The sequence below is a fragment of the Desulfovibrio oxyclinae DSM 11498 genome (assembly GCF_000375485.1).
GTDB lineage: Bacteria > Desulfobacterota > Desulfovibrionia > Desulfovibrionales > Desulfovibrionaceae > Pseudodesulfovibrio > Pseudodesulfovibrio oxyclinae.
The window spans coordinates 171,920-189,844 of record NZ_AQXE01000008.1; the positions used below are offsets into that span (position 1 = coordinate 171,920).

General features: G+C 59.5%; 25 protein-coding genes. 3 read left to right on the plus strand and 22 right to left on the minus strand.

Translation table 11 applies throughout. The features are described 5' to 3' along the window. Window positions 1-105: 105 nt before the first annotated feature. Entirely contained in the window at window positions 106-2,649 is a 2,544-nt protein-coding gene (locus tag B149_RS16990) for a PAS domain-containing protein (RefSeq protein WP_018125138.1), read from the minus strand. A gap of 638 nt (window positions 2,650-3,287) precedes the next feature. Between B149_RS16990 and B149_RS0110440 the strand changes: the two genes are divergently transcribed. Then, the gene (locus B149_RS0110440; RefSeq protein WP_040372638.1) at window positions 3,288-4,355 is read left to right on the plus strand and encodes a tyrosine-type recombinase/integrase; all 1,068 of its coding nucleotides are present in this window, start codon (window positions 3,288-3,290) and stop codon (window positions 4,353-4,355) included. On the opposite strand, the gene B149_RS18800 is transcribed toward B149_RS0110440, so the two are convergent. The 17 genes from B149_RS18800 to B149_RS0110530 all read right to left on the minus strand — a co-directional run bounded on the left by B149_RS18800 (window position 4,342) and on the right by B149_RS0110530 (window position 14,392). Beyond that, a complete protein-coding gene (locus B149_RS18800) occupies window positions 4,342-4,707 on the minus strand; it encodes a helix-turn-helix domain-containing protein (protein WP_018125140.1) in 366 nt (121 codons plus the stop codon). The two genes, B149_RS0110440 and B149_RS18800, sit on opposite strands and share 14 nt — an antisense overlap. Continuing rightward, window positions 4,704-5,495 (minus strand): N-6 DNA methylase, encoded by a 792-nt coding sequence (locus tag B149_RS17975; protein WP_018125141.1) that lies wholly within the window; start codon window positions 5,493-5,495, stop codon window positions 4,704-4,706. Before B149_RS17975 ends, B149_RS18800 begins: the two co-directional genes overlap by 4 nt. Window positions 5,496-5,685: 190 nt before the next feature. Beyond that, window positions 5,686-5,910: a hypothetical protein gene (locus B149_RS0110455; RefSeq protein WP_018125142.1), complete on the minus strand. Its 225-nt coding sequence runs from the start codon at window positions 5,908-5,910 to the stop codon at window positions 5,686-5,688. After that, window positions 5,903-6,361 (minus strand): hypothetical protein, encoded by a 459-nt coding sequence (locus B149_RS0110460; RefSeq protein WP_018125143.1) that lies wholly within the window; start codon window positions 6,359-6,361, stop codon window positions 5,903-5,905. Before B149_RS0110460 ends, B149_RS0110455 begins: the two co-directional genes overlap by 8 nt. Continuing rightward, window positions 6,358-7,464 carry a PRTRC system ThiF family protein gene (locus tag B149_RS17005; RefSeq protein WP_051069550.1) on the minus strand — a complete coding sequence of 369 codons (1,107 nt, stop codon included), beginning with the start codon at window positions 7,462-7,464 and terminating at the stop codon, window positions 6,358-6,360. The genes B149_RS0110460 and B149_RS17005 overlap by 4 nt, the downstream gene beginning before the upstream one ends. Next, a complete protein-coding gene (locus tag B149_RS17980) occupies window positions 7,464-8,237 on the minus strand; it encodes a hypothetical protein (RefSeq protein WP_018125145.1) in 774 nt (257 codons plus the stop codon). Before B149_RS17980 ends, B149_RS17005 begins: the two co-directional genes overlap by 1 nt. Beyond that, window positions 8,230-9,399 carry a hypothetical protein gene (locus B149_RS0110480; protein ID WP_156816802.1) on the minus strand — a complete coding sequence of 390 codons (1,170 nt, stop codon included), beginning with the start codon at window positions 9,397-9,399 and terminating at the stop codon, window positions 8,230-8,232. Before B149_RS0110480 ends, B149_RS17980 begins: the two co-directional genes overlap by 8 nt. 34 nt (window positions 9,400-9,433) lie before the next feature. Then, window positions 9,434-9,655, minus strand: coding sequence for a PRTRC system protein C (locus B149_RS0110485; RefSeq protein WP_018125147.1), 222 nt, complete (start codon window positions 9,653-9,655; stop codon window positions 9,434-9,436). A 9-nt stretch (window positions 9,656-9,664) separates the two neighbouring features. Then, a complete protein-coding gene (locus B149_RS0110490) occupies window positions 9,665-10,312 on the minus strand; it encodes a PRTRC system protein E (RefSeq protein ID WP_018125148.1) in 648 nt (215 codons plus the stop codon). 99 nt (window positions 10,313-10,411) lie between these two features. Then, a complete protein-coding gene (locus B149_RS0110495; RefSeq protein WP_018125149.1) occupies window positions 10,412-11,542 on the minus strand; it encodes a beta clamp domain-containing protein in 1,131 nt (376 codons plus the stop codon). 192 nt (window positions 11,543-11,734) lie between these two features. After that, window positions 11,735-11,944 (minus strand): hypothetical protein, encoded by a 210-nt coding sequence (locus B149_RS0110500; RefSeq protein ID WP_018125150.1) that lies wholly within the window; start codon window positions 11,942-11,944, stop codon window positions 11,735-11,737. Then, on the minus strand, window positions 11,932-12,327 hold the full coding sequence (locus B149_RS0110505; RefSeq protein WP_018125151.1) for a hypothetical protein: 396 nt from the start codon (window positions 12,325-12,327) through the stop codon (window positions 11,932-11,934). Before B149_RS0110505 ends, B149_RS0110500 begins: the two co-directional genes overlap by 13 nt. 10 nt (window positions 12,328-12,337) lie before the next feature. Next, a complete protein-coding gene (locus B149_RS17985) occupies window positions 12,338-12,757 on the minus strand; it encodes a helix-turn-helix domain-containing protein (protein ID WP_018125152.1) in 420 nt (139 codons plus the stop codon). 22 nt (window positions 12,758-12,779) lie between these two features. Continuing rightward, entirely contained in the window at window positions 12,780-13,415 is a 636-nt protein-coding gene (locus tag B149_RS0110515) for a hypothetical protein (RefSeq protein WP_018125153.1), read from the minus strand. Further along, window positions 13,412-13,552, minus strand: coding sequence for a hypothetical protein (locus tag B149_RS18565; RefSeq protein ID WP_018125154.1), 141 nt, complete (start codon window positions 13,550-13,552; stop codon window positions 13,412-13,414). The genes B149_RS0110515 and B149_RS18565 overlap by 4 nt, the downstream gene beginning before the upstream one ends. Next, complete coding sequence (locus tag B149_RS0110525; protein WP_018125155.1) at window positions 13,549-14,031, minus strand: phage regulatory CII family protein; 483 nt, start codon at window positions 14,029-14,031, stop codon at window positions 13,549-13,551. The genes B149_RS18565 and B149_RS0110525 overlap by 4 nt, the downstream gene beginning before the upstream one ends. A 67-nt stretch (window positions 14,032-14,098) precedes the next feature. Next, window positions 14,099-14,392 carry a hypothetical protein gene (locus tag B149_RS0110530; RefSeq protein ID WP_018125156.1) on the minus strand — a complete coding sequence of 98 codons (294 nt, stop codon included), beginning with the start codon at window positions 14,390-14,392 and terminating at the stop codon, window positions 14,099-14,101. A gap of 101 nt (window positions 14,393-14,493) precedes the next feature. On the opposite strand from B149_RS0110530, the gene B149_RS0110535 reads away from it, so the two are divergent. Continuing rightward, complete coding sequence (locus B149_RS0110535) at window positions 14,494-14,997, plus strand: helix-turn-helix domain-containing protein (protein WP_018125157.1); 504 nt, start codon at window positions 14,494-14,496, stop codon at window positions 14,995-14,997. 167 nt (window positions 14,998-15,164) lie between these two features. Further along, window positions 15,165-15,383, plus strand: coding sequence for a hypothetical protein (locus B149_RS0110540; protein WP_018125158.1), 219 nt, complete (start codon window positions 15,165-15,167; stop codon window positions 15,381-15,383). A gap of 188 nt (window positions 15,384-15,571) precedes the next feature. Here B149_RS0110540 and B149_RS0110545 read toward each other — a convergent pair whose 3' ends face one another. The 4 genes from B149_RS0110545 to B149_RS18715 form a co-directional block, all read right to left on the minus strand. Then, the gene (locus B149_RS0110545; RefSeq protein ID WP_018125159.1) at window positions 15,572-16,198 is read right to left on the minus strand and encodes a hypothetical protein; all 627 of its coding nucleotides are present in this window, start codon (window positions 16,196-16,198) and stop codon (window positions 15,572-15,574) included. A 16-nt stretch (window positions 16,199-16,214) separates the two neighbouring features. Next, window positions 16,215-16,751 carry an AcrIF11 family anti-CRISPR ADP-ribosyltransferase gene (locus B149_RS0110550; protein ID WP_018125160.1) on the minus strand — a complete coding sequence of 179 codons (537 nt, stop codon included), beginning with the start codon at window positions 16,749-16,751 and terminating at the stop codon, window positions 16,215-16,217. 146 nt (window positions 16,752-16,897) lie between these two features. Beyond that, window positions 16,898-17,500: a hypothetical protein gene (locus B149_RS17990; RefSeq protein ID WP_018125161.1), complete on the minus strand. Its 603-nt coding sequence runs from the start codon at window positions 17,498-17,500 to the stop codon at window positions 16,898-16,900. 9 nt (window positions 17,501-17,509) lie between these two features. Next, window positions 17,510-17,896 carry a DUF7483 domain-containing protein gene (locus B149_RS18715; RefSeq protein ID WP_425386878.1) on the minus strand — a complete coding sequence of 129 codons (387 nt, stop codon included), beginning with the start codon at window positions 17,894-17,896 and terminating at the stop codon, window positions 17,510-17,512. Between the last annotated feature and the right edge of the window lie 29 nt (window positions 17,897-17,925).

The window sequence follows — 17,925 nt, forward strand, 5'->3', positions numbered from 1 at the left end:
GCGAGGGAAGTCGGACAACGCTGCGCAGAAATGGTACGGCGTGCATGCGATTTCTGAACAGAAACGAGACAAGGGCGGCAAATCTTTCTGTTCGGCGACGAGTGCTCAAGGATTGACCGGCGGTTTGCCGAAACGGCGAATGGCGGCGTCGAGCTCGCGGATCTCGACAGGCTTGGGAAGATAGTGATCCATGCCGACCCTGAGGAAATTGTCCTCGTCGCCGTTCATGGCATAAGCGGTGAGCGCGATGACCGGCACATCCCTGTTCAACTCTCCGGCCAGTCCCGAGCGAAGGGATGTGACCGCTTCCACCCCATCCAGAACAGGCATCTGTACGTCCATGAACACGAGATCGAACGGCTTCACCTCAAGCATTTCCAGTGCTTCACGGCCGTTTGTGGCCGTGTGGATTCTGCATCCAAGTTTTTGAAGCTGCTTTTCAGTGACCACGCGATTGATCCTGTCGTCTTCGGCCAGCAGAACGTTCCGGATGATCCTGCCCGGTTCTGAATGAGTTTCGGAAAGAGCAGGCCTCACGGAGTCCGCGGTGCTTTCGTGGAAGGTGGGACAGAAGAAGATCGTGGTGCCTTCGCCGGGCTGGCTCTCCAGCGTGATGTCGCCGTCCATGAGCTTGATCAGCCTCCGGCAGATGGTAAGGCCGAGACCGGCCCCCTGATGAGTCCGTTGAAAGCCTCGGCTGGCTTGCGTGAATGGCTCAAAAAGCTCTTCGGCCAGTTTGTCTTCAATGCCGCAGCCGGTATCTGCAACGGCGAAGAGTACTTTGATGCGTCCGGTGTCGGGAGTTGGCAACGGATACACTTCAATGCTGATCGAGCCCTTGGTCGTGAATTTGATTGCGTTGCCCACGAGATTGAAAAGAATCTGCTGGATGCGTGAGGCGTCACCTGAGACCTGTCGGGCCACCTTCGGGTGAATGTACTCCCGTATTTCGATACCTGCCTGCTCTGCGGTGGGCTTGAACAGTTGCCGCACGTGCTCGACGGCCTCGGCGATATTCATGGGGTGGTTGTGAATGGACAGTTTGCCGGCCTCGACGCGTGAGAGATCCAGAATGTCGCTCAGGAGTTGCGTCAGGCGTTTTGAAGCGGTCACGGCTGTCTGAACATAATCGCCCTGTTCATGGGAGAGCCCGGTGGTGCGCAAGAGTTCCAGCATACCGATGACGCCGTTGAGCGGGGTCCGGATTTCATGGCTCATGTTGGCGAGAAATTCCGACTTGGTGCGGCTGGCGGACTCGGCCAACTCTTTTGCCCGCACGAGCTGGTCGTGTGTCTTGCGGATCTCGCTCATGTCCACATCGATGCAGTAGAGCTCCTTTTCGCCAAAGGGGTTGGTCTGCATGGCGTGAGACGAGTAGACACTGACATCGGAACCGTCCTTGTTGCGAAGGATCAGTTCACCGGCTGGGATGGGGATGCCGTCCTCAAGCCAGTTGGTGATGTCGCGAACGACATACTCCCTTATTTCTTCAGGGATGATCAGGTCTTCAAGCGGCTGCCCCAGCGCTTCCTCTTTCGTGTAGCCGTAAAAGATTTCGCTGGCCCGGTTCCAGTAGATGACGCGTCGCTTGTTGTCGTAGCCCTGCACGGCCACCATATCCACATCGTCCAACAGGCTCCGGAGGCGCTTCTCATTGGCCTTGATGCTGTCCTCGACCTGCTTTCTGCGCGTCGTGTCCGTATGCGTTCCCACCATGCGCAAGGCCCGGCCGTTGCCGTCGCGCTCCACGGCCTTGCCCCGACCGAGAAACCAGCGCCAAGTGCCGTCACGGTGATGCATGCGGTATTCCACCTCGAATTCATCGAAGCGGCCATTGATGCAGTCCTGATTTGCCTTGAGCACCGAGGAAAAGTCGTCCGGATGGATAAGCTCCGTCCATGAGCCTATATCCTTGCCGAATTCGTCGGGGGCGTATCCCAGCAGCGCCTTGTAGCCAGGGCTGAAGTATACTGTGTTGCTTGCTATATCCCAGTCCCAGATGCCGTCGCGGCTGGCTTCCATGGCCCGTTTGAAGCGTTCCTCGCTTTCGGCGAGTTTTCTTTCCGTAAGCTCTCTTTTCAGCCGTTGGATGATCAGCATCCCCAGCAGCGCAGTGCCGGCGGGGTAGATGATGATGACGGGGAGGGTGATTCGGGAAAGCACTTGCATATCCACATCGTCCGGCAGCGTGAGCATCAGCAGCAGCATGACCAGATGCACGATAAATCCGAAGGCGAACAATTCTTTCCATTCAAGGTCGTGCAGCTGTTCCCTGCGAAGCTGTCTCCATGCGATACCAATGATGCCGGATGCAAGAATGACGGCAGAGCCGGTTATTGCCCCGGTCCCTCCGGAGGCTATGCGGGATACGATGGTCATGACCATGGCCACGATCGTGGGGACGGTCCCGAAAAGCAGCCCGCTGACGGCGATGAGCACCGAGCGTGTGTCGAAGACCACGCCGGGCATGATGGTCCATGGGGTGAGCATGATCAGCACGCCGATGAATCCGAGACCGAGCCCGACGGTAAACTCCTTGAAATGATCCCGGGCCGTATCCATTCGCGCACCGGTGAGTTCGAAAAGCAGCACCGCCGCAAGCAACAGGGAGACATTTTGAGCGAGTGAGATGAAGGGCTGTATATCCATGGTGACTAAGCTCCGGATTAGAACGGCTGAACTCTCAGGAATCTCGCAGCGGAATCTCTGGGCCTTGGCGCGGTCTGCGTGGGAAATTCAGTTGGCAAATACGATAGCGCATCACCATTTTTTTAGAAAGAGGATTGTAGGAAAGTGGTTATGTCTAGCCGCAGGGCAAAGTGCTTCAGCTTTCCGCCCCATGTTGGTGAGGAAGCAGCCTGCGCGAAATGGCAAGCGTTGGAGCAGTGAGCGTGGGACGCTTCTTATGGCACCACCGGTGGAACTTGGAGCGTGAGGGATGGCAAGCTGAAGCATGAATGCCCAACTGGGCATAAACAGGATGGGCAAAAGAAAAAGCCCTTGCGGTGATGAACACTGCAAGGGCTTGAAATCTTTTGTGGCGCGCCCGGGAGGATTCGAACCTCCGACCTACGGATTCGTAGTCCGTTTGCACGGCTTTCCTCTTCATGCCCGGTGTGTCCTTGACGTTCCCAAATGCACGGCTTACAAGGGCTTTTCGATCCCAGAGACTCCCGCTTGTTCCCGCTTGTGGGTCTCAAATAGGTAGCAGAAACCGCCACTGGGTAGCCAAAAGGTAGCAGGACATGGGCAGAGACTCGACACGTTTTCCAGGTGTGTACAAGCGCGTGAGTAAGCGCCGGCGGCATCAGGGCAAGCCTGATGTTTGCTTCGACATAACGTACAAGGATTTGCGCGGCAAGAAGGTCTGGGAGAAAGTCGGATATCTCTCCGAGGGCTACACTGCCGCCAAGGCCAGCCAGATTCGAGCCGAGCGCCTGCAGAAGCAACGTCACGGTGACCTGATGGCCACCCGAAAGAACATCACCTTCGGCGAGGCCTGGGACATGTTTGATCAACGCCACATTGCCACGCTTGCCGACCCTGACTCCGAGCGCATGCGCTACGAAACCCACCTGAAGGACAAACTGGCCCACCTGAGGCTCGACAGGATCGGCACGCTTGATGTGGAGGACCTGAAGGCCGACCTTCTCGTCAAACTTGCCCCGAGTACCGCCAAAAAGGTTATTGGCCTCGTGGGGTCGCTTTATCGCAAGATGAGCGAATGGGACGTGTGGCACGGTCGCAGCCCCACCAGAGGCATCAAGTTTCCCAAGGCGGACGTTCAACGGGTGCGCTTTCTTACCAACGGGGAGGCGCGCCAGCTCATGGAAGGGTTGAGGCTTCGCAGCGATCAGGTCTGGCGCATGGCCATGGTCAGTCTGCACACTGGCTTTCGTGCATCGGAGATATTTCGGCTGCGCGGTGAACATATTGATCTGGAGGCGGCCATGATCCGAGCCGAAGACACCAAAAACGGCGAGAGCCGCACCGTCCACATGACTCCCACCCTCATGAATGAAGTGTTCGGGACCATGCCCACCACCCCCATGGGACACCTCGTGTTTCCGAGCCGGACCGGGAAGCAGATCACGGCCATCAGCGACACCTACGAGCGTACGGTTGAAGCTCTGAAACTGAATAAAGGGATTGATGACAATCGCTATAAAGTCGTGTTCCACACGCTCCGGCACACGTTCGCGAGCTGGCTGGCCAGCGATGGTATCCCGCTCTACGTTATCAGTCAGTTGTTGGGCCATAAAAGTCTCAGCCAGACCCAACGGTATGCCCACCTGTGCCCGGACGTGCGGCAGCAGGCGGTGTCCTACATCGATAAGCGCTTTACAAATTCTTGACACGGTTCGCCTCCGTCCACTTCTCTAAATCCTTCACGGGGTAGAGGACCTTTCCCCCATGTTTGACCACGTCCGGGCCACGGCCCGCGCTGCGCCAGTTGCTCAGGGTCTTGGCCGGGACGCCTATGAGCTCCGCCGCTTCTGTCGGCGTCAGCATGATCTTGCGCCGCATCTCTTCAAGCCGGGCGGCCCGGCCGAAGGCCTGGCTCACTCCCATAGCGACGGCGCGCGAGAATAGCTCCTGCAACTCCGTCAACTGACCCTGCGACAGCTCGGGCTGAATCTGTTCCATCAATCGGGAAAGGGCCGTAGCCGGCCCGTCCTGAATCACCATCTGTTCGTTCGTATTCATGTCATCCCCCTGAACATGGGCATGTCTGCGTAAGCGGGCTTGGGAGGCATGGCCACTTCCGGCTCCTCGGCACCGCGTTCTTCCTCTTTGGCCCGCTCCTGCTCAAGTCCCATGCGGACCGGGCCTTCCATCCATTCCGTCGCTTCTTCGATCGTCATGCGCACCAATCTGGGCGGCATGAGCGGAGTACGGACGATCTTCCAGCCGGCCCACGTCAGGAGCCGGAGACTATCGCCGTGGACCACCACCCCGGGCAGGTCGCGCAGGGTGAGGTTGATCGCGGTCATGGCACAGCAGGTAAACGAGATGTCCACGCCCATGAACAGGCTCTTGCGGACGTCGTGACCTGCGTGGCGCATGGCCAGACCGGCGGCGACGAGCTGCCCCCCTGCGCCGCATGCGCAGTCAAGACACCGCTCGCCTTCCGCTGGTGTGACCATCTCCGCCATCATGGAGCTGACCGACCACGGCGTAAAAAATTGCCCCGTGTACTTGTCGCTTGCGTACTCCATGAAGAGGTCGCCAAGGAGTTCGCTGCTGCTGGCCTCCATGGCCTGCACGAGACAGGCGAACGCGGCCGCGAACCGATCCGCCGGTCGCATGCCGTCGATGCGTACGGCGTTGTCGTACCGGCCCATGATTTCAAGATAGCTCTCGTCGTCGCGTTGCAGGGCGTAGAAGCACAGCGCCACCCAGTCCTCGAACACCCGCGCCGGGCCATGACCATGCGAGCGCATGGCCTCCAGATGTCGCCGCAGCTCGTCCATGTTCTTCTTGGCTCGTTTCATCTGTCTTCTCCCTCCTCTTGCCGGGCCGGGCAGTAGGTGACACGCACCCGTTGCCCGGTCTCCCGGACGTGGAACACCTCGTGCTCTTCAAACAAAGTCCGTTCCAAATTCCATCCCATTCGAGGGCACCTGGCAGTGAACAGCAGTGCCGAATAGGTCCATTCGGGCTGGTGAATGCAGCCTGCGCAGATCACGGCGTTTTCTCCCTGCGCTTTGCCCGGATGCTTCGGGCCAGCTCGCTGGGCGTAATGCGCCGCCCGCTGTCCTTGTCGATCATGATTTCCCCGCTGCCGATAACGCCGTCGCCGTGAAGGCCACCATGGCCGGCCCCACCGCAGAACGTGCAGTTCCTGCCGCTGTCCAGCACGCCGTATCCATGACATTTCGGACATTCGCGAAAGAGAATCTTATTCATCGTCGCCCTGCCTACGGACGATCTCCCCGTTCTCGCCCCGCCGATAGGCCCTGCTAAGGATTCCCCAATCGTGTTCGGGAAGGTGGAGCGCTTCGAGGGCATCCCATCCAGCGGGGAAATCCATCCAAAGCTCGTCCGGCGTCACATGCCACTTCTGTGAGGTCACAAACGCCGCGCAGAATGCATAGCCGCGATCGAACTCCTGTTCGGGACTCAATCTCTCCAGACGCCTGGCCATCCGGCCGCAAAGATCAGCGGGCGCGATTTCTTCCACGTTCACGTCATCGGCGGCACACTTGGGACAGCCTTGAGCATAGGCGTAGTCCTCGTCCGGGATGATCTGGCCGCAACAGCCGCAGAGCCAAAAGAAGCCCTGTTGCTCGGCCGTGCGCAACAGGCCGATAACCGCGTCGAGCTCCTGCTTCATAGTGGTAGGGGGATTGCCGATCATGCGTTTTCTCCTTGGTAGTTGCCGGTTTCCAGAACCTCGCCCAGATGCAGGCCGTAGGCGGGCTCTCCGTTCCATTCGGTCTCTTCCAGACCGCCGAAGGCCACTCGCATCCACGGGCGGTCCTTGCCGTAGCCGTTGACGAAACGGATTTCGTCGAAATGTTTGCCTTCAAGGCGCTTGCGCCAGTAGTCGGTCCGGGCGCGGAACTCGACCCGCTTGCGGCCGCTGGCGATCTCGTCGAACCACTGCCGCTTGAGGCGTAGATGCAGGACGCTCCGCCACTCCTGCGGAAGCTTCCACCCACACCGTCGCCAGTAGTTCGGGTCGACGGGCATGGGGCGAACTTCCTTGGTCCGCAGGTTCAGAAACAGGCCGTGATGGTCCAGACCCTTGTTCCGGATACAGTCCCACAGGAGGCCGACGCCGAGCACCGCGAGCGTGGTGTTGATGAAGAGGTCCTGGCGGCGAAGTGCCTCGGCCATGGAGCAGCTCGGGCCGTCGTCCGGATCGTCCTGCCCTGCGCTGGGCAGCAGGTCGAGCACCGTGGGCAGCGCCCTGACCGTTTCCGGAAGACCCCTGTCCGAGAGGCTACCGAACGAGCAGGTCCGCTGCGTGGCCGGGGCCGTGCCGAGAACGGCCTGACCGAAATCCCTGCCGTTCCCGAAATCGAGCCAGAGTGAGAACACTTCATCCGTGACCATCTGGCCGAGGCCGACGCGGGCCGCTCCCGAGTCCACGCATGAAACGAGAACGCGGTTGCGCTGCCCGTACATTCGGAGCTTCTGCTCGTGGTCCGGGCATACCCGGATGGGCTTGCTCTCCCAGTCGAGCCCGAAGTCGCGGTTGATGCGGGTGACCAGCACGGCAGCCTTGTTGTAGCCGACGTCGGGCGGGTAGAAGAGTTGCCGCCCGAGATTGGCCTCGGACACCCGGTCCGGGTCACATGCAGTCACAAACAGTCCCGGGTGTTCCAGTTGGCGCAAAGCCGCGTCCATGCGGGCCAGTTCCCGCAGAACTGCGCTGCCGGTGCCTCCGCAACCAGCCAATACGATATGGACCCGGTGTTCCAGTTGCTCAGAAAGTCTCAAGTAGTTCCAATGCATCAGAATCCGTGCTCCCTCAGCAGGTCGGCAACAGTTGCGCCGGGCTTGAAGCGCACAAGCTGTTTTTCCGGGAAGGGCTTGCCGCTCTGGACAAGCCGCTCCCATAGCTCCACAACGTCTCCGCTGCGGATCAGTTTGTGATTGCCGGTGAAGTTGTGGTTGAAGGTGGACTGGAAAAAGGCGTCCTCTGCCTTTCCCATGCGCTCGGAAGCGAGTCCTTCCTTGGGCACCCGCGCCGACCCCATGCAAATATGGCCGTCCGAGTAACCGTTCAGAAGCGGCAAGCGAAAGACCCCGCTACGCTCGGAAGGGCGGTCCGTCCCGCTTTTCAGCGCAAAAGCATAGAGGTTCGTGTTCTTGAGCATGAAAAGCGTGGCGGGGTAACTGGCCATGCCTCGTACCTGTTTGCCCTGGTACTCAATGAATACGCTCTGTGGCCCTGCCGGGCGATACCACGCAAGGTCACCGTCGGCCCGGGTGGAGAGAGTGGTATCCGGCAACAACCCGAGCCCGTCGAACACCAGATGCCCCTCGGCAAGTCCTCTCACCATGTCGCGCAAAAACGCCATGCTCATGGGCTTTCCCGCACCGAGTTCGATGCCGTCAGGGCCTTCGGTGGCCGGGAACGTCTCGACGTAGTAGTCCTCGGTTCTGTTGCTGTGGTCGAGGCCGTAGGACGAAAAGAGAGCGTCTCTTCGCTCGCCGTCACGGCCGTACACCACAAGCACGGCCTTGGCCTGGAAGTCGTTCATGGGAATCGCGATCTCACTCATGCTTGGATACCTCGCTGGTCATGAGACGTTGGAGTTCGTCAAACGAGTCCGAAAGGAGTTCAAAACCTCGCTCGCTCCGGCGCCGGCGGCGCGCGAAGCTGCTAAAGGAAAATTCGGATAATGCTGTGAACCGGGCAGAGAAAAGCGGGGGGACAAAGCCCTGCTGATATTCGGCATCAAGGTACATTTCGGCCATGGCCGTGAAGTGGCCCTCCCAGAGAACCCCCACGCAGTCGAGGAAGACCAGTCCCTCGCAGCCGTAGTAGGTGTCGAAGACGTCCCGGTCGAAATAGTGCTGGAGATTGCCGGCACGTCTGGCACGAAGCAGTGCGCGACGTGCCCACCGGGCAAACTTCGGCGGCACAGGTCGGCTTTCGCACTGGTGAAAAATCATTTCAGCCGAAACGTCCTCGTCCGGTCGGCAACCAAACATTTCGGGCATCCTGTCCATACGTTCTCGGATGGATTTATATTCGGCCTGCATCTCTTTTGCTTCGTCCTCGTCGCCCATGAAGTCCGCATTCTCGGCCACGCCGTCTGCGAACTGTTCTAGACGCCATTCGGACAGCATATCGATGTTCAGGATCTGGCCCATGTGGCGCAGCACTGCGGCAACGAGCCGGTATGCTTCTGGATTGACCTCGGACAGGAGACAGAGCATGTCACCGGAGACGAAGAGTCCCCACGGGGCTTCCGCCCCCTCTGCGAGTGCGTTGATGGTTAGCCGCCCGGCACTGTTCCGATCTAACGAAACCACCATGAAATCGGAGTTTGCAGCAACTTTGAATGTGCGCCAGAGGTCCACGAAGACGTCCTCGGGACGGGCGTGCTCGGGGACATTCAAGCCCTTGATGCAGCCGGTATTGCCCACCATGGCCCACAGATCACAGAGGTCGCGAACGGGGTCGGGCAGGATGCGGTCGAGCCGTCCCTGGGCCCGGGCCGCATCCTGCCACTTGAGGGAGGGAGGTATGGCAGAAACATCCGGAAGTGTTACAGGGTACCGAGCAGCCTGCGCGGTACGGGCATGGGCGTTTCCCGCTCCGTTCCGTATCGTTGCCGCGAACCGTTGTGCTTCTCCACCAACTTGCCGAAGCCTCGGTGCAGAAGTGTGAGTTCCTGGCCTGTCGGCTCCGGATTCGGTTTGGTTTGCTGCTCGCATTGTTTCAACCTCCGTACGTACTCGCCAATGGGGATCAGCCTTTCCGGCCTACGTTCACAGCGAACGTCCATACGACTTCATCCTGTTTGACGTCTGGGCCAGAGGCTACGGCGTTGGTCAATTCGGGGTAGGTGGCGGCATAGTGGCGCATAACCTGTTCCGGGAACATGTTCGCGTCCGGGTCGGGCAGCGTACGCTCTTCCCCACCTATTTTGCATTTGAACACTCGCGGCATGCTTTTTACTTCCACAGTCATGAAAACCTCCTAGAACATGGATGCCTGTTTGGCCTTGAGTCCGAGATCTGCAAGCGTCTTGCCCGTGATCTTCTCCAGCTCCTTGCCAACGGCGGATTTGTCGCCCTTGCCGTCCTTGTAAAGCGCGGTCAGGCGCTGCTCGAAGTATCCGTCGGCTTCCTTGCCGACGATCTTTTTCAGCTCGGTCGCCAGAGGACGAAGAACGGCGAGATCTTCCACTTTGGCAAACGCGGCTTCGAGCGTTGCGGAACAGGCTTTGCCGAGCGTTTCTTTGAAAGGGTCGGAGCCGGGCAGAGCCTGACAAAGGGTCTCCACTTGAGCTTCGTCGGCTTCGCCTTGTGTGCGGTCCGGATTGCCGCCTCCAGCTTTGGCGCGTGCGGCTTTACCCTGCTGCCTGAGCTGTTCGCGAGCCTGTTCCAGCGTGGAATCGAAATCGGCCACGTCCTGTGCGAATCCTGCTAGTTCCGAGACGATAAACTCGTTCAACTCGGCGGGCGTCCCCTTCACGGTGATCGGTTTGAGCAGGGCGTTCTTGTGGTCGCCGACCTCGGAAAAACGAGGCAGGACGGACACGGTCAAGCGCTCCCCATCCGCGCGGCTCACACTGATGGCCAGCGTGCCGCCCTGTGGAACAAGTGCGTCGAAAACTTCAAACATGCGTACCTCCGTGCTGTGTCTGTTTGATTTTGTAACTATTCGTAAATACTAGCATTTTGACCCATTGGCGCAAGGGTGAGACGCAAGAAATCCGGGCGGTTACTCAAACTGGCTCCACCCGTCGTCGGCAATGTCCAGCGGCATGGCGATGACCAACACGCCGGGGTCATCCTCGCCCGTAACCCCGCAGGGGCCGGGCACGGTGCAGACCGTGAGTGTAACCTTGGCTGAATCGAAGCGGGAAAGCGCGGTACGCAGAACCTTGATGGGCATGGCCACGCGCTCGATGCCGCCCGTCACCGCAGCCTCCAGAAATTCCATGCCTCGGCCGGAGTCGTCCGAAGTGCGGAACCGCAGGCCCTTGTCCTCGAAGAACAGGCCAACGCCGTTGCCGGAAAAAAGCCCCATACGGGTCAGGGTCGCATCCATGGCCTCGCGGGCAACCTCAACCCGGGTGTCGGCGGTATCCAGTTTGCCGATGATGGAATGGACGTCAGGGAACGCGAACAGGCTGCGCGGAACGGTCAGAACCTCGTAAACTCCGGATTCGTCGGACATGGAAGCGAAGAGTCGCTTGTCCGTCACGGACAGCTGCACATCGTCTGCCGTCATCCAGCGGCGCAGGACGGTCAGGTTCGCGTGATGGATCAAAACATCCTCTGCAAACAGTCCGGCAAGTTCCTCGTTGGCAAGCTCGGTCCTGCAGAGCTGGTGCCCGTCCAGCGCCACCACGTGGAAGGTGTCGCCGCTTGAGCCGAGCTTGGCGCAGGTGATCCCTTCCATGGCGGCATCATCGCGGCTCACGTAGGGATCCACGCGGCTCAGCATTTCGCCGAAGAGGTCTCCGGAAATCTCGGTGAAGTCATCGGGCAGCTCGCAAAGATTCGGCCGGGCAGCCTCATCCGTGCACGGCAGCGAATAGGAGCTGCTGCCGATGGTGACGGAAACGCCGCCTTCCTCCTTGCGCGTGATACAGAGTTCCCCGGTCGGCAGACGCTTGGCGAGATCGTGCACGGTGCGGGCGTTCAATCCGGCCCGTCCGGCCTTCACCACACTGCCGGGCAGGGTGGTTCGGTACTCCATGCCGTTCTGGTCGTTGAGAGCGAACAGGGTCAGGGTGTCGGGCTCGCCGGATACGGCATCGATCCAGACGCTACCCTTGGCCCCGGACACGGCCAGCGCCTTGCCCAGGGCTTCCACCAGATGATTGCGTTCTATGCGGATGAACATCGTGTCCTCCTTTTGAGATTCCCGGCCGGGCCGGAGTGCTTCGCGCGTGCCAGAGGGCATGCTCTCGGGGGCTTCCCGGCCGGGAAATATCGTTTTCAGGCATGGGGGAAGCCGTCCTCCCCCCGTTTGGGACGAGTATTCACATCTCCGGGGACGGCCCGGAGTCGGTCGGCACCGGCTGCCGCCGAAAAATCAGGGTTCGTTGTAGACGCCCCGTTCGCAGCGGGGCTGGGGTGTTTCCGCCACCGCGCTCTCGGGGATGAATTCCTTGAGCGTGCGAAGCGACATGGCCGCAAAGGCGATGCGCGCCTTGCCGCCCTCGCGGACCTGCGGCAGATCGAAAAGCCGCTCCACCTGTCGCAGGGCGCGATCCACTTGTTCGTGCTGGTTTACGACAGGCATGACGAACCTCCGTCCATGTAGTAGCCGCATCCCTGGCCGTCGCCGCGCATGCCGAGCTCCGCGCGGTCCTGCGGCAAGGTGCGCCGCAAGCAAGTGTCTGCGCGCAGGCAGGCCGCGTTGTCGCAGCGAACCGGCTTGCGCTTCTGGACCACGGGGCAACCCCGGTATCCCGTTCGGCTGGCCCACTCTCCATACATTTCCGAGACCATTCGCTCGCCGCCGAGGCCGTCTTCAATCTCCATGTGCAGGTCCGCCTTGCAGTGCAGGCAACGGCCGTGGCGCGAGTTGTATCCCAGGACCATGGCCGTGCCCGGAGCCACCAGAAAGCGCTCGTTGCAACGGGCGCAGCGGCATTCATAGAGTTCCTTGAGTTCCACGGGCATGGCTTCCCCCCTACTGCGGCTGTCTGGCCTGTTCGCCGCTCTGACTCTCGGGTGCGGCATTGCCGACGGTGATGACCACTCCGGGAACGGCCTCGCGGAGTCGGATGATGAGTTCGCCGACGCCGAGGGTGTCCAGCTCCCTGCGCACCTCTTGCTCCAAACGTTCCCGTTCCCGGGTCACGTTCAGGGGACGGCCCTTTTCGTCCGCAGGCACAAGCCAGCGCGGCTCGGGGTCGCCGTTCAGGATCCACTCGGGGTTGACGCCGAACACGCGCTGCAACGTGACCAGCCAGGAATCGGGGATGCTCGCGCGTCGCTTGGCGTCGGATATGCTTGACTGCTTGACCTGCAACTGGTCGGCGAGCTGAACCTGAGTCCGGGTGCCGGTGGTTTCGTGGATGCGACGTAGGATGCTGTCGAAATGTGTCATGGTAACCTCCGTATGTACCGCGCTATGCGGCTTTTCCGTTGAGTACGAGAGCGCAGGACAAAACCCTGAGCCTCGCGTGCCGATCCTGTCCGCTCCTGAGATCGGAAAGGGCGCCGTCAAGGGCGCACATCACTTCGGCCTCGGTGAGCCCGGCCATGTCCCACATCATGTCGTAGGCCTCGCCCACGTTGCGGAACGCATCCGCCGGGTTCACCCGAGCCTGTTCCGTGAACTCCAGACTCCCCAGTGTCTGGGCGGTGTCGTTCACGACAGTCTCGCCGGTCGGCTCTTCGGCTGCCGGCTCGGGCTGTGCGGGGCAGGGCGTCTGTGCATCAAACAGGTCCGGGTCCTCCCATGACAGGTGACGCCGCAGAAACGCCTCTCGCTTTTGCTTGGCAAACGAGACCCCTTTGCCGCCGGGCGTAAAAACCCCGGCAAACCCGCAGGCCCTGACCGCGAACTGGCTGAATCCGCCAACGCCTCCGCCGAATTCGAGATCAAGCGGCAGATTCATGCGACTGCGGATCGCGGCCAGTTTCACGTTCATCATCTCAAGCAGCTCTACAAAGGAAATGCTCTCGACATCAGCCAGCTCGTCGTTCAGCAATCGGGCCAGCACCTGTTGCCGGTAGCGTCGGACGCGTTCCACCCGGTTCATGAGGACCTCCCGGTCAGGTGCAGCCACAGGCAGCCCGCAAGGAATGCGACGTACAGCACAATGATCAGGCCGAGCAGAAACTGGATGGCCAGCATCCCTTCGCTGCCCGTGAACAGCCAGATGATGAAGTTTTTCATGACTCCTCCCGCATGGTTTTGACGGCTTCCATGAAGCGGGCGAGGTAGCTCTGCGCCTCAAGGCCCGCCTCCTGAAACTTCTTCAGCTCGTCGTCGGATATGCGCTGGCCGTCCGGGCCGTCGGGGTCGGTCGCGTGGTCGAAACTGCGCATGACCTCGCCGAACCGGGCGGTAGCCTGCACTGCCGTGCGTGCGGCTTCGCTGTTGCCGACCTTGCCCGTTGGCATGGGGATGATCAGGTAGCCGTGCGCCGCCGCGAATTTGGAAAGCAGGCGATCATCCTGCGTGTAACGGATCAAGGCCGAGAACTCGGCCAGGGACAGCCTGTGCGTGTGCACGTTGGGCGCGACCTTGTTCATCAGGGTCGAATAGCCGATGCCCATCAACTCGGCGATCTGTTCGGCCTTCATGCCGCTGCGTGCGTGCTTGGTGCTGTCCTGCAGGGCAAAAAGCAGGGGGAGCAAATCGGCGTTGTGCATGAGAAATTACCTCCTGAATTCTCACCGCTGGCGGTAAAAAAAATTGCCGCGCACAAGAGGGGAGGGGTTACCCTCCCGCCTCGGCGCGAGCCTGTTCGATACGCTGTTGCAGCCAACCCTTGGGCGGGCCGGGCTTCTTGTCCCTGCCAGCGGGCAGGTACGGTTCGGGAATACGCTGGCCGCCGGGTGCGCGATAACTGCGCATCCCTTCCAGCACCGCCACGGGAACCTCTTCGGCGTTGCAGTGGCGGCTGGTCTGAGCAGGGCTCAGGCCGAGGTGGGCGGCCAGATCCTTGACCGAAGCGCCGGACATCTTGAGCCATCCGGCAATGCGTCCTTGACGGGGGTCTTTGGGTTCCATAGTTTCAGCGTGTGTTAAGTGTTCGTGTCGGGTGTCTGCATCAACTGTTACCGTCACCCCTAATTCAAAAAAGTCGAACAAGTCAATACAAAAATCGAACAATGGCAAAAAAAGTCGAATATTGTGCCTTCGGGTGGCGTCTTAAGCAGGTCATGGAGCGTGCGGGCCTGAGCCACAACGATTTTGCGGCGCGCCTCGGGGTGGGTCCGGGAACGCTTTCGGGGTGGATGAAGGGCACGAGTCAGCCGAAGCTCGACATTTTGTCGTTCATTGTTCGAGAATTCGGAGCAGACGCCGCGTGGCTGCTGACGGGCGAAGATGCGGCGACTGCACCAGAGAGTCCGGCGACAACCCGCAAGCTGTACCCAGGCTACGAGCCGCCCTCAGAGGCCGTGAAAAAAGTCGAACAGGCCATGGCGGAAGTGGATGAGTTGCACGTCCTGCGTGCGTCAATGGTGGTTCTGGAGACGCGCTTCAACGAACGCGCGGCCCAGCTGGGCATATACAACCCGAAGATCCACCCGGACGTGGCGGGGGAAGGTAAGGCGGTGCGCCATTACTCCAGATTAAGCCCGGACGAACCCGAAGACCAGGACCGGGGGTAGCGAGTTATCCCGAGGGCTTCGGCCCTCTTTTTTTGGCTGCGGTTATAGAAAGTATGACATCTAGGTGCGTTTTGGCGAATTATATGTGCCTTGAAACAAAGGCTAGACAGTAACCAAGGCCTCTATGACCTTGACTCATAAATCATTAACGCGAATGGAGGGTTTTGATGGCCAAGAGTAATAGTGACGTTGATTCGGCGATAAAAACCGTAAGAAAACTGTACTCAAAAAAAGATGAGGTAACCCTTGATGTTCTTTTGTTCAATCTCAGCCCAGACAAGTCTCAAGCGCTTGAGCTCTTACACAAGATACTAAATGAGCCCCTTTTGAGTGATGAAGAATATAATTGGCTGAAGCGGCTGTCGGAAGAAACCGATATGGGGTAACGTATGAGTAACGAGAAGTTGTTTGAGAGCACCCCCTCCCTCTCCAACCTAAAATCCCCCCGTGCCAGCACAGGGGGATTTTAGGTCGCAGACCCTATCCTTGCTCAACCACCAGCGACTCGATCGCGTTGTAGTCGCCGGCGACCTGCTGGGTGCCGAGAATTTCGCGGCGCTCGCCAGACAACAACTCATTGGGACAATATTTCATCCGCGAGTTCGATCAATCGCTCGGACGTCACGTCATCGAAGTCGATAGCAGTCTTGATGTTTGACCGCCACGATTGTGATATGTCTTTTGTCACTGCGAAAACATCGAACATGTCCGGAGAGCGAAGCGCCAGCTGATATGCGATCGCATCTTGAAGCAGTTGCACATCGAGATACACATGATCACTCTCGCACAAACGCTGTTCAAGACAGAAGTCTTTGAAATTATGGTGTAAGCGCTGAACCCGCTCGTCTGACAGCGAAAACATGTATCTATGAAATTCGAGGAAGGACGTCCGCTGCGCGCTCAGCGACTTATACCGCTGCGAATCCTGATTCTCCTCCAAATAGTAGGGATTCACAATCGTATACGGCCCGTTCTTCGCGACGACCTGCTTTTGCATCTTCATAGCGTACTGATTCAGCCCGGGCTTCACCCCCATAGCTGCCAACTTTTCTTCAATTGCAGCGAGAATAAAGTCATTTGCCGAGCATTTTTTCCCCGATTCGGCTTGAATTGCTTCGGCTGCCCGGGCAATTGCGGGCCGCAAATCGTTGTCGGTCTGAAATCTCACGACAGACTGCGGGGTCCCTTTCTTCATAGCCATCCCTACTCTCCTTTCTTTAGATCAGATTCAAAACGAGGATGCTTTCGCCGTGTTCGTCTTCCATTCCCACGGAGTCAAAACCCATCCGGCGGCAGATTTCGCCCTTGAGACCTTGGATGTCCCAACTCAGCTCGCCAAGGCTGTCAAAACCGAACTGTTCCAGCAGTTCCGAAGCAACCTCGTTGTCGAGATCGAAAACATTTTCATCTTCTGCGACGAGTTCCAGCATCAAGTCGGCATTGATGTCGGAAACACATCTTTCATCGTCGATCTCTGCCAGCATCAGCGCTGCAACGTCTTCGGCGTGATCGGAATAAAAAGCCAGGTGACGGAAGTCGTCGGCGCTGATGTAGCGTCCGAGGCTCATTTCAAAAACCGTTTCGCCGTGAGATTCTGCAACTGCCCGTTCCGGGCTTGCGAAGATACCGCCGAAGCGGTTGTCAAATTCGGAGGAAAAACGACCGTAGCCAAGGATGCTCTCGGGAACGTCGCCGTTGGTTCCGGAAAAGACGGTCTCGGTGCTGATTTCGTATTCGTTGGCGATGGTGGTCATTTTGTTTCCCCCTTTGTTGACTATAGTAGTAGCACTAGTGCTATCATGTGTCAACCCGTTTTTGCAAAAACCTGAGAAGAACAGACAAAAAAAGCCCCCGGCCGCACGACGCGACCGGGGGCTTTTCATTGCACTTGTTCAGCACCTCAAGGCTCGGGATATTCAACCACCAGCGCCTCGATCGCGTTGTAGTTTCCGGCGTCCATGGCCGCCTTGAGCTGCTCCTCGGCGGCCTGCTGAGTGCCGAGGATCTCAGCGCAGACCAGCTCGAAGGCCTCGACGTTTGCAAGCACCTTGTCGCGCATCTGTGCGAGCGTGATGCCGCGCTTAGCGGCAATGCCGGACAGGACCGGCGCCGGGGCGGTCGAGTCAGCCAGCAGGGCCTGTGCTTCGGCTTCCTGCTTGGGCCAGCTGTCGATCTCCGCGCGGCTGTACTCCACCGTGGCCGCATCCATGGCCGCGTCTGCCCCGGCCAAAATCTCGCGGCGCTTGCGCTCGGCGGCATCATCCAGACGTGCCGCCTCGTCCACCACGGCCTCCACGATCTGTTCCCGCAGGATCAGGTCCTCGCCCAGCAACCACTCGGTGACGTAGCTGGTGAACGGCTCGCGCCGCAGCGTCCGCGCCTCGTGGTAGCCGAGCGCCGCACGCTCCTCGCGGGTCAGATCCGCAAAGCGGCGGACGCTGCCACCCTGCACCACCTGCGCGGGCGGGGTCTGTCGAAAAGTGTTGTCCGGGTATCTCCACATGTCTGCCTCCTAGAATGCGTTGGAATATTTGAAGGGCTGCGCCGCCCATGCGATGCCGAGGATGGTATCGGCGTTGCCGTTAATCAGCGACGACGAGTTTATGACGTCGAAGCCGCCCGAGAAAAACGAAAACAGCCCGGGCGAGCCGAACGCCTGCTCAACCGTGTTGCCCTCAACCCACCGTTCAATATTGTTCCGGCCTCCGTCCATGTCAGAGGACACGAAAAACCAGTCCTGCGTGGCAGTTGCATTTTTTCCCAGCATGGCCAGGGGCAGAAAACCCAGATTTGCTCTCGGCCCNGCGTTGGAGCCGTTGCCCTCAAAGCTGAACACCTCCGAAAAACCGGGGACGGAGCGGAAAACGTAGGCGATATAGGTTTCGGCGGGGGCGTTCACGGTGCTGTTGTTCCCAACGGTGAAGGCAA

Coding starts and splice junctions, on each gene's coding strand:
- B149_RS16990 (WP_018125138.1), bottom strand. CDS start 2,649: ATGGATATACAGCCCTTCATCTCACTCGCTCAAAATGTCTCCCTGTTG.
- B149_RS18800 (WP_018125140.1), bottom strand. CDS start 4,707: ATGAATACGAACGAACAGATGGTGATTCAGGACGGGCCGGCTACGGCC.
- B149_RS17975 (WP_018125141.1), bottom strand. CDS start 5,495: ATGAAACGAGCCAAGAAGAACATGGACGAGCTGCGGCGACATCTGGAG.
- B149_RS0110455 (WP_018125142.1), bottom strand. CDS start 5,910: ATGAATAAGATTCTCTTTCGCGAATGTCCGAAATGTCATGGATACGGC.
- B149_RS0110460 (WP_018125143.1), bottom strand. CDS start 6,361: ATGATCGGCAATCCCCCTACCACTATGAAGCAGGAGCTCGACGCGGTT.
- B149_RS17005 (WP_051069550.1), bottom strand. CDS start 7,464: ATGCATTGGAACTACTTGAGACTTTCTGAGCAACTGGAACACCGGGTC.
- B149_RS17980 (WP_018125145.1), bottom strand. CDS start 8,237: ATGAGTGAGATCGCGATTCCCATGAACGACTTCCAGGCCAAGGCCGTG.
- B149_RS0110480 (WP_156816802.1), bottom strand. CDS start 9,399: ATGCGAGCAGCAAACCAAACCGAATCCGGAGCCGACAGGCCAGGAACT.
- B149_RS0110485 (WP_018125147.1), bottom strand. CDS start 9,655: ATGACTGTGGAAGTAAAAAGCATGCCGCGAGTGTTCAAATGCAAAATA.
- B149_RS0110490 (WP_018125148.1), bottom strand. CDS start 10,312: ATGTTTGAAGTTTTCGACGCACTTGTTCCACAGGGCGGCACGCTGGCC.
- B149_RS0110495 (WP_018125149.1), bottom strand. CDS start 11,542: ATGTTCATCCGCATAGAACGCAATCATCTGGTGGAAGCCCTGGGCAAG.
- B149_RS0110500 (WP_018125150.1), bottom strand. CDS start 11,944: ATGCCTGTCGTAAACCAGCACGAACAAGTGGATCGCGCCCTGCGACAG.
- B149_RS0110505 (WP_018125151.1), bottom strand. CDS start 12,327: ATGCCCGTGGAACTCAAGGAACTCTATGAATGCCGCTGCGCCCGTTGC.
- B149_RS17985 (WP_018125152.1), bottom strand. CDS start 12,757: ATGACACATTTCGACAGCATCCTACGTCGCATCCACGAAACCACCGGC.
- B149_RS0110515 (WP_018125153.1), bottom strand. CDS start 13,415: ATGAACCGGGTGGAACGCGTCCGACGCTACCGGCAACAGGTGCTGGCC.
- B149_RS18565 (WP_018125154.1), bottom strand. CDS start 13,552: ATGAAAAACTTCATCATCTGGCTGTTCACGGGCAGCGAAGGGATGCTG.
- B149_RS0110525 (WP_018125155.1), bottom strand. CDS start 14,031: ATGCACAACGCCGATTTGCTCCCCCTGCTTTTTGCCCTGCAGGACAGC.
- B149_RS0110530 (WP_018125156.1), bottom strand. CDS start 14,392: ATGGAACCCAAAGACCCCCGTCAAGGACGCATTGCCGGATGGCTCAAG.
- B149_RS0110535 (WP_018125157.1), top strand. CDS start 14,494: ATGGCAAAAAAAGTCGAATATTGTGCCTTCGGGTGGCGTCTTAAGCAG.
- B149_RS0110540 (WP_018125158.1), top strand. CDS start 15,165: ATGGCCAAGAGTAATAGTGACGTTGATTCGGCGATAAAAACCGTAAGA.
- B149_RS0110545 (WP_018125159.1), bottom strand. CDS start 16,198: ATGGCTATGAAGAAAGGGACCCCGCAGTCTGTCGTGAGATTTCAGACC.
- B149_RS0110550 (WP_018125160.1), bottom strand. CDS start 16,751: ATGACCACCATCGCCAACGAATACGAAATCAGCACCGAGACCGTCTTT.
- B149_RS17990 (WP_018125161.1), bottom strand. CDS start 17,500: ATGTGGAGATACCCGGACAACACTTTTCGACAGACCCCGCCCGCGCAG.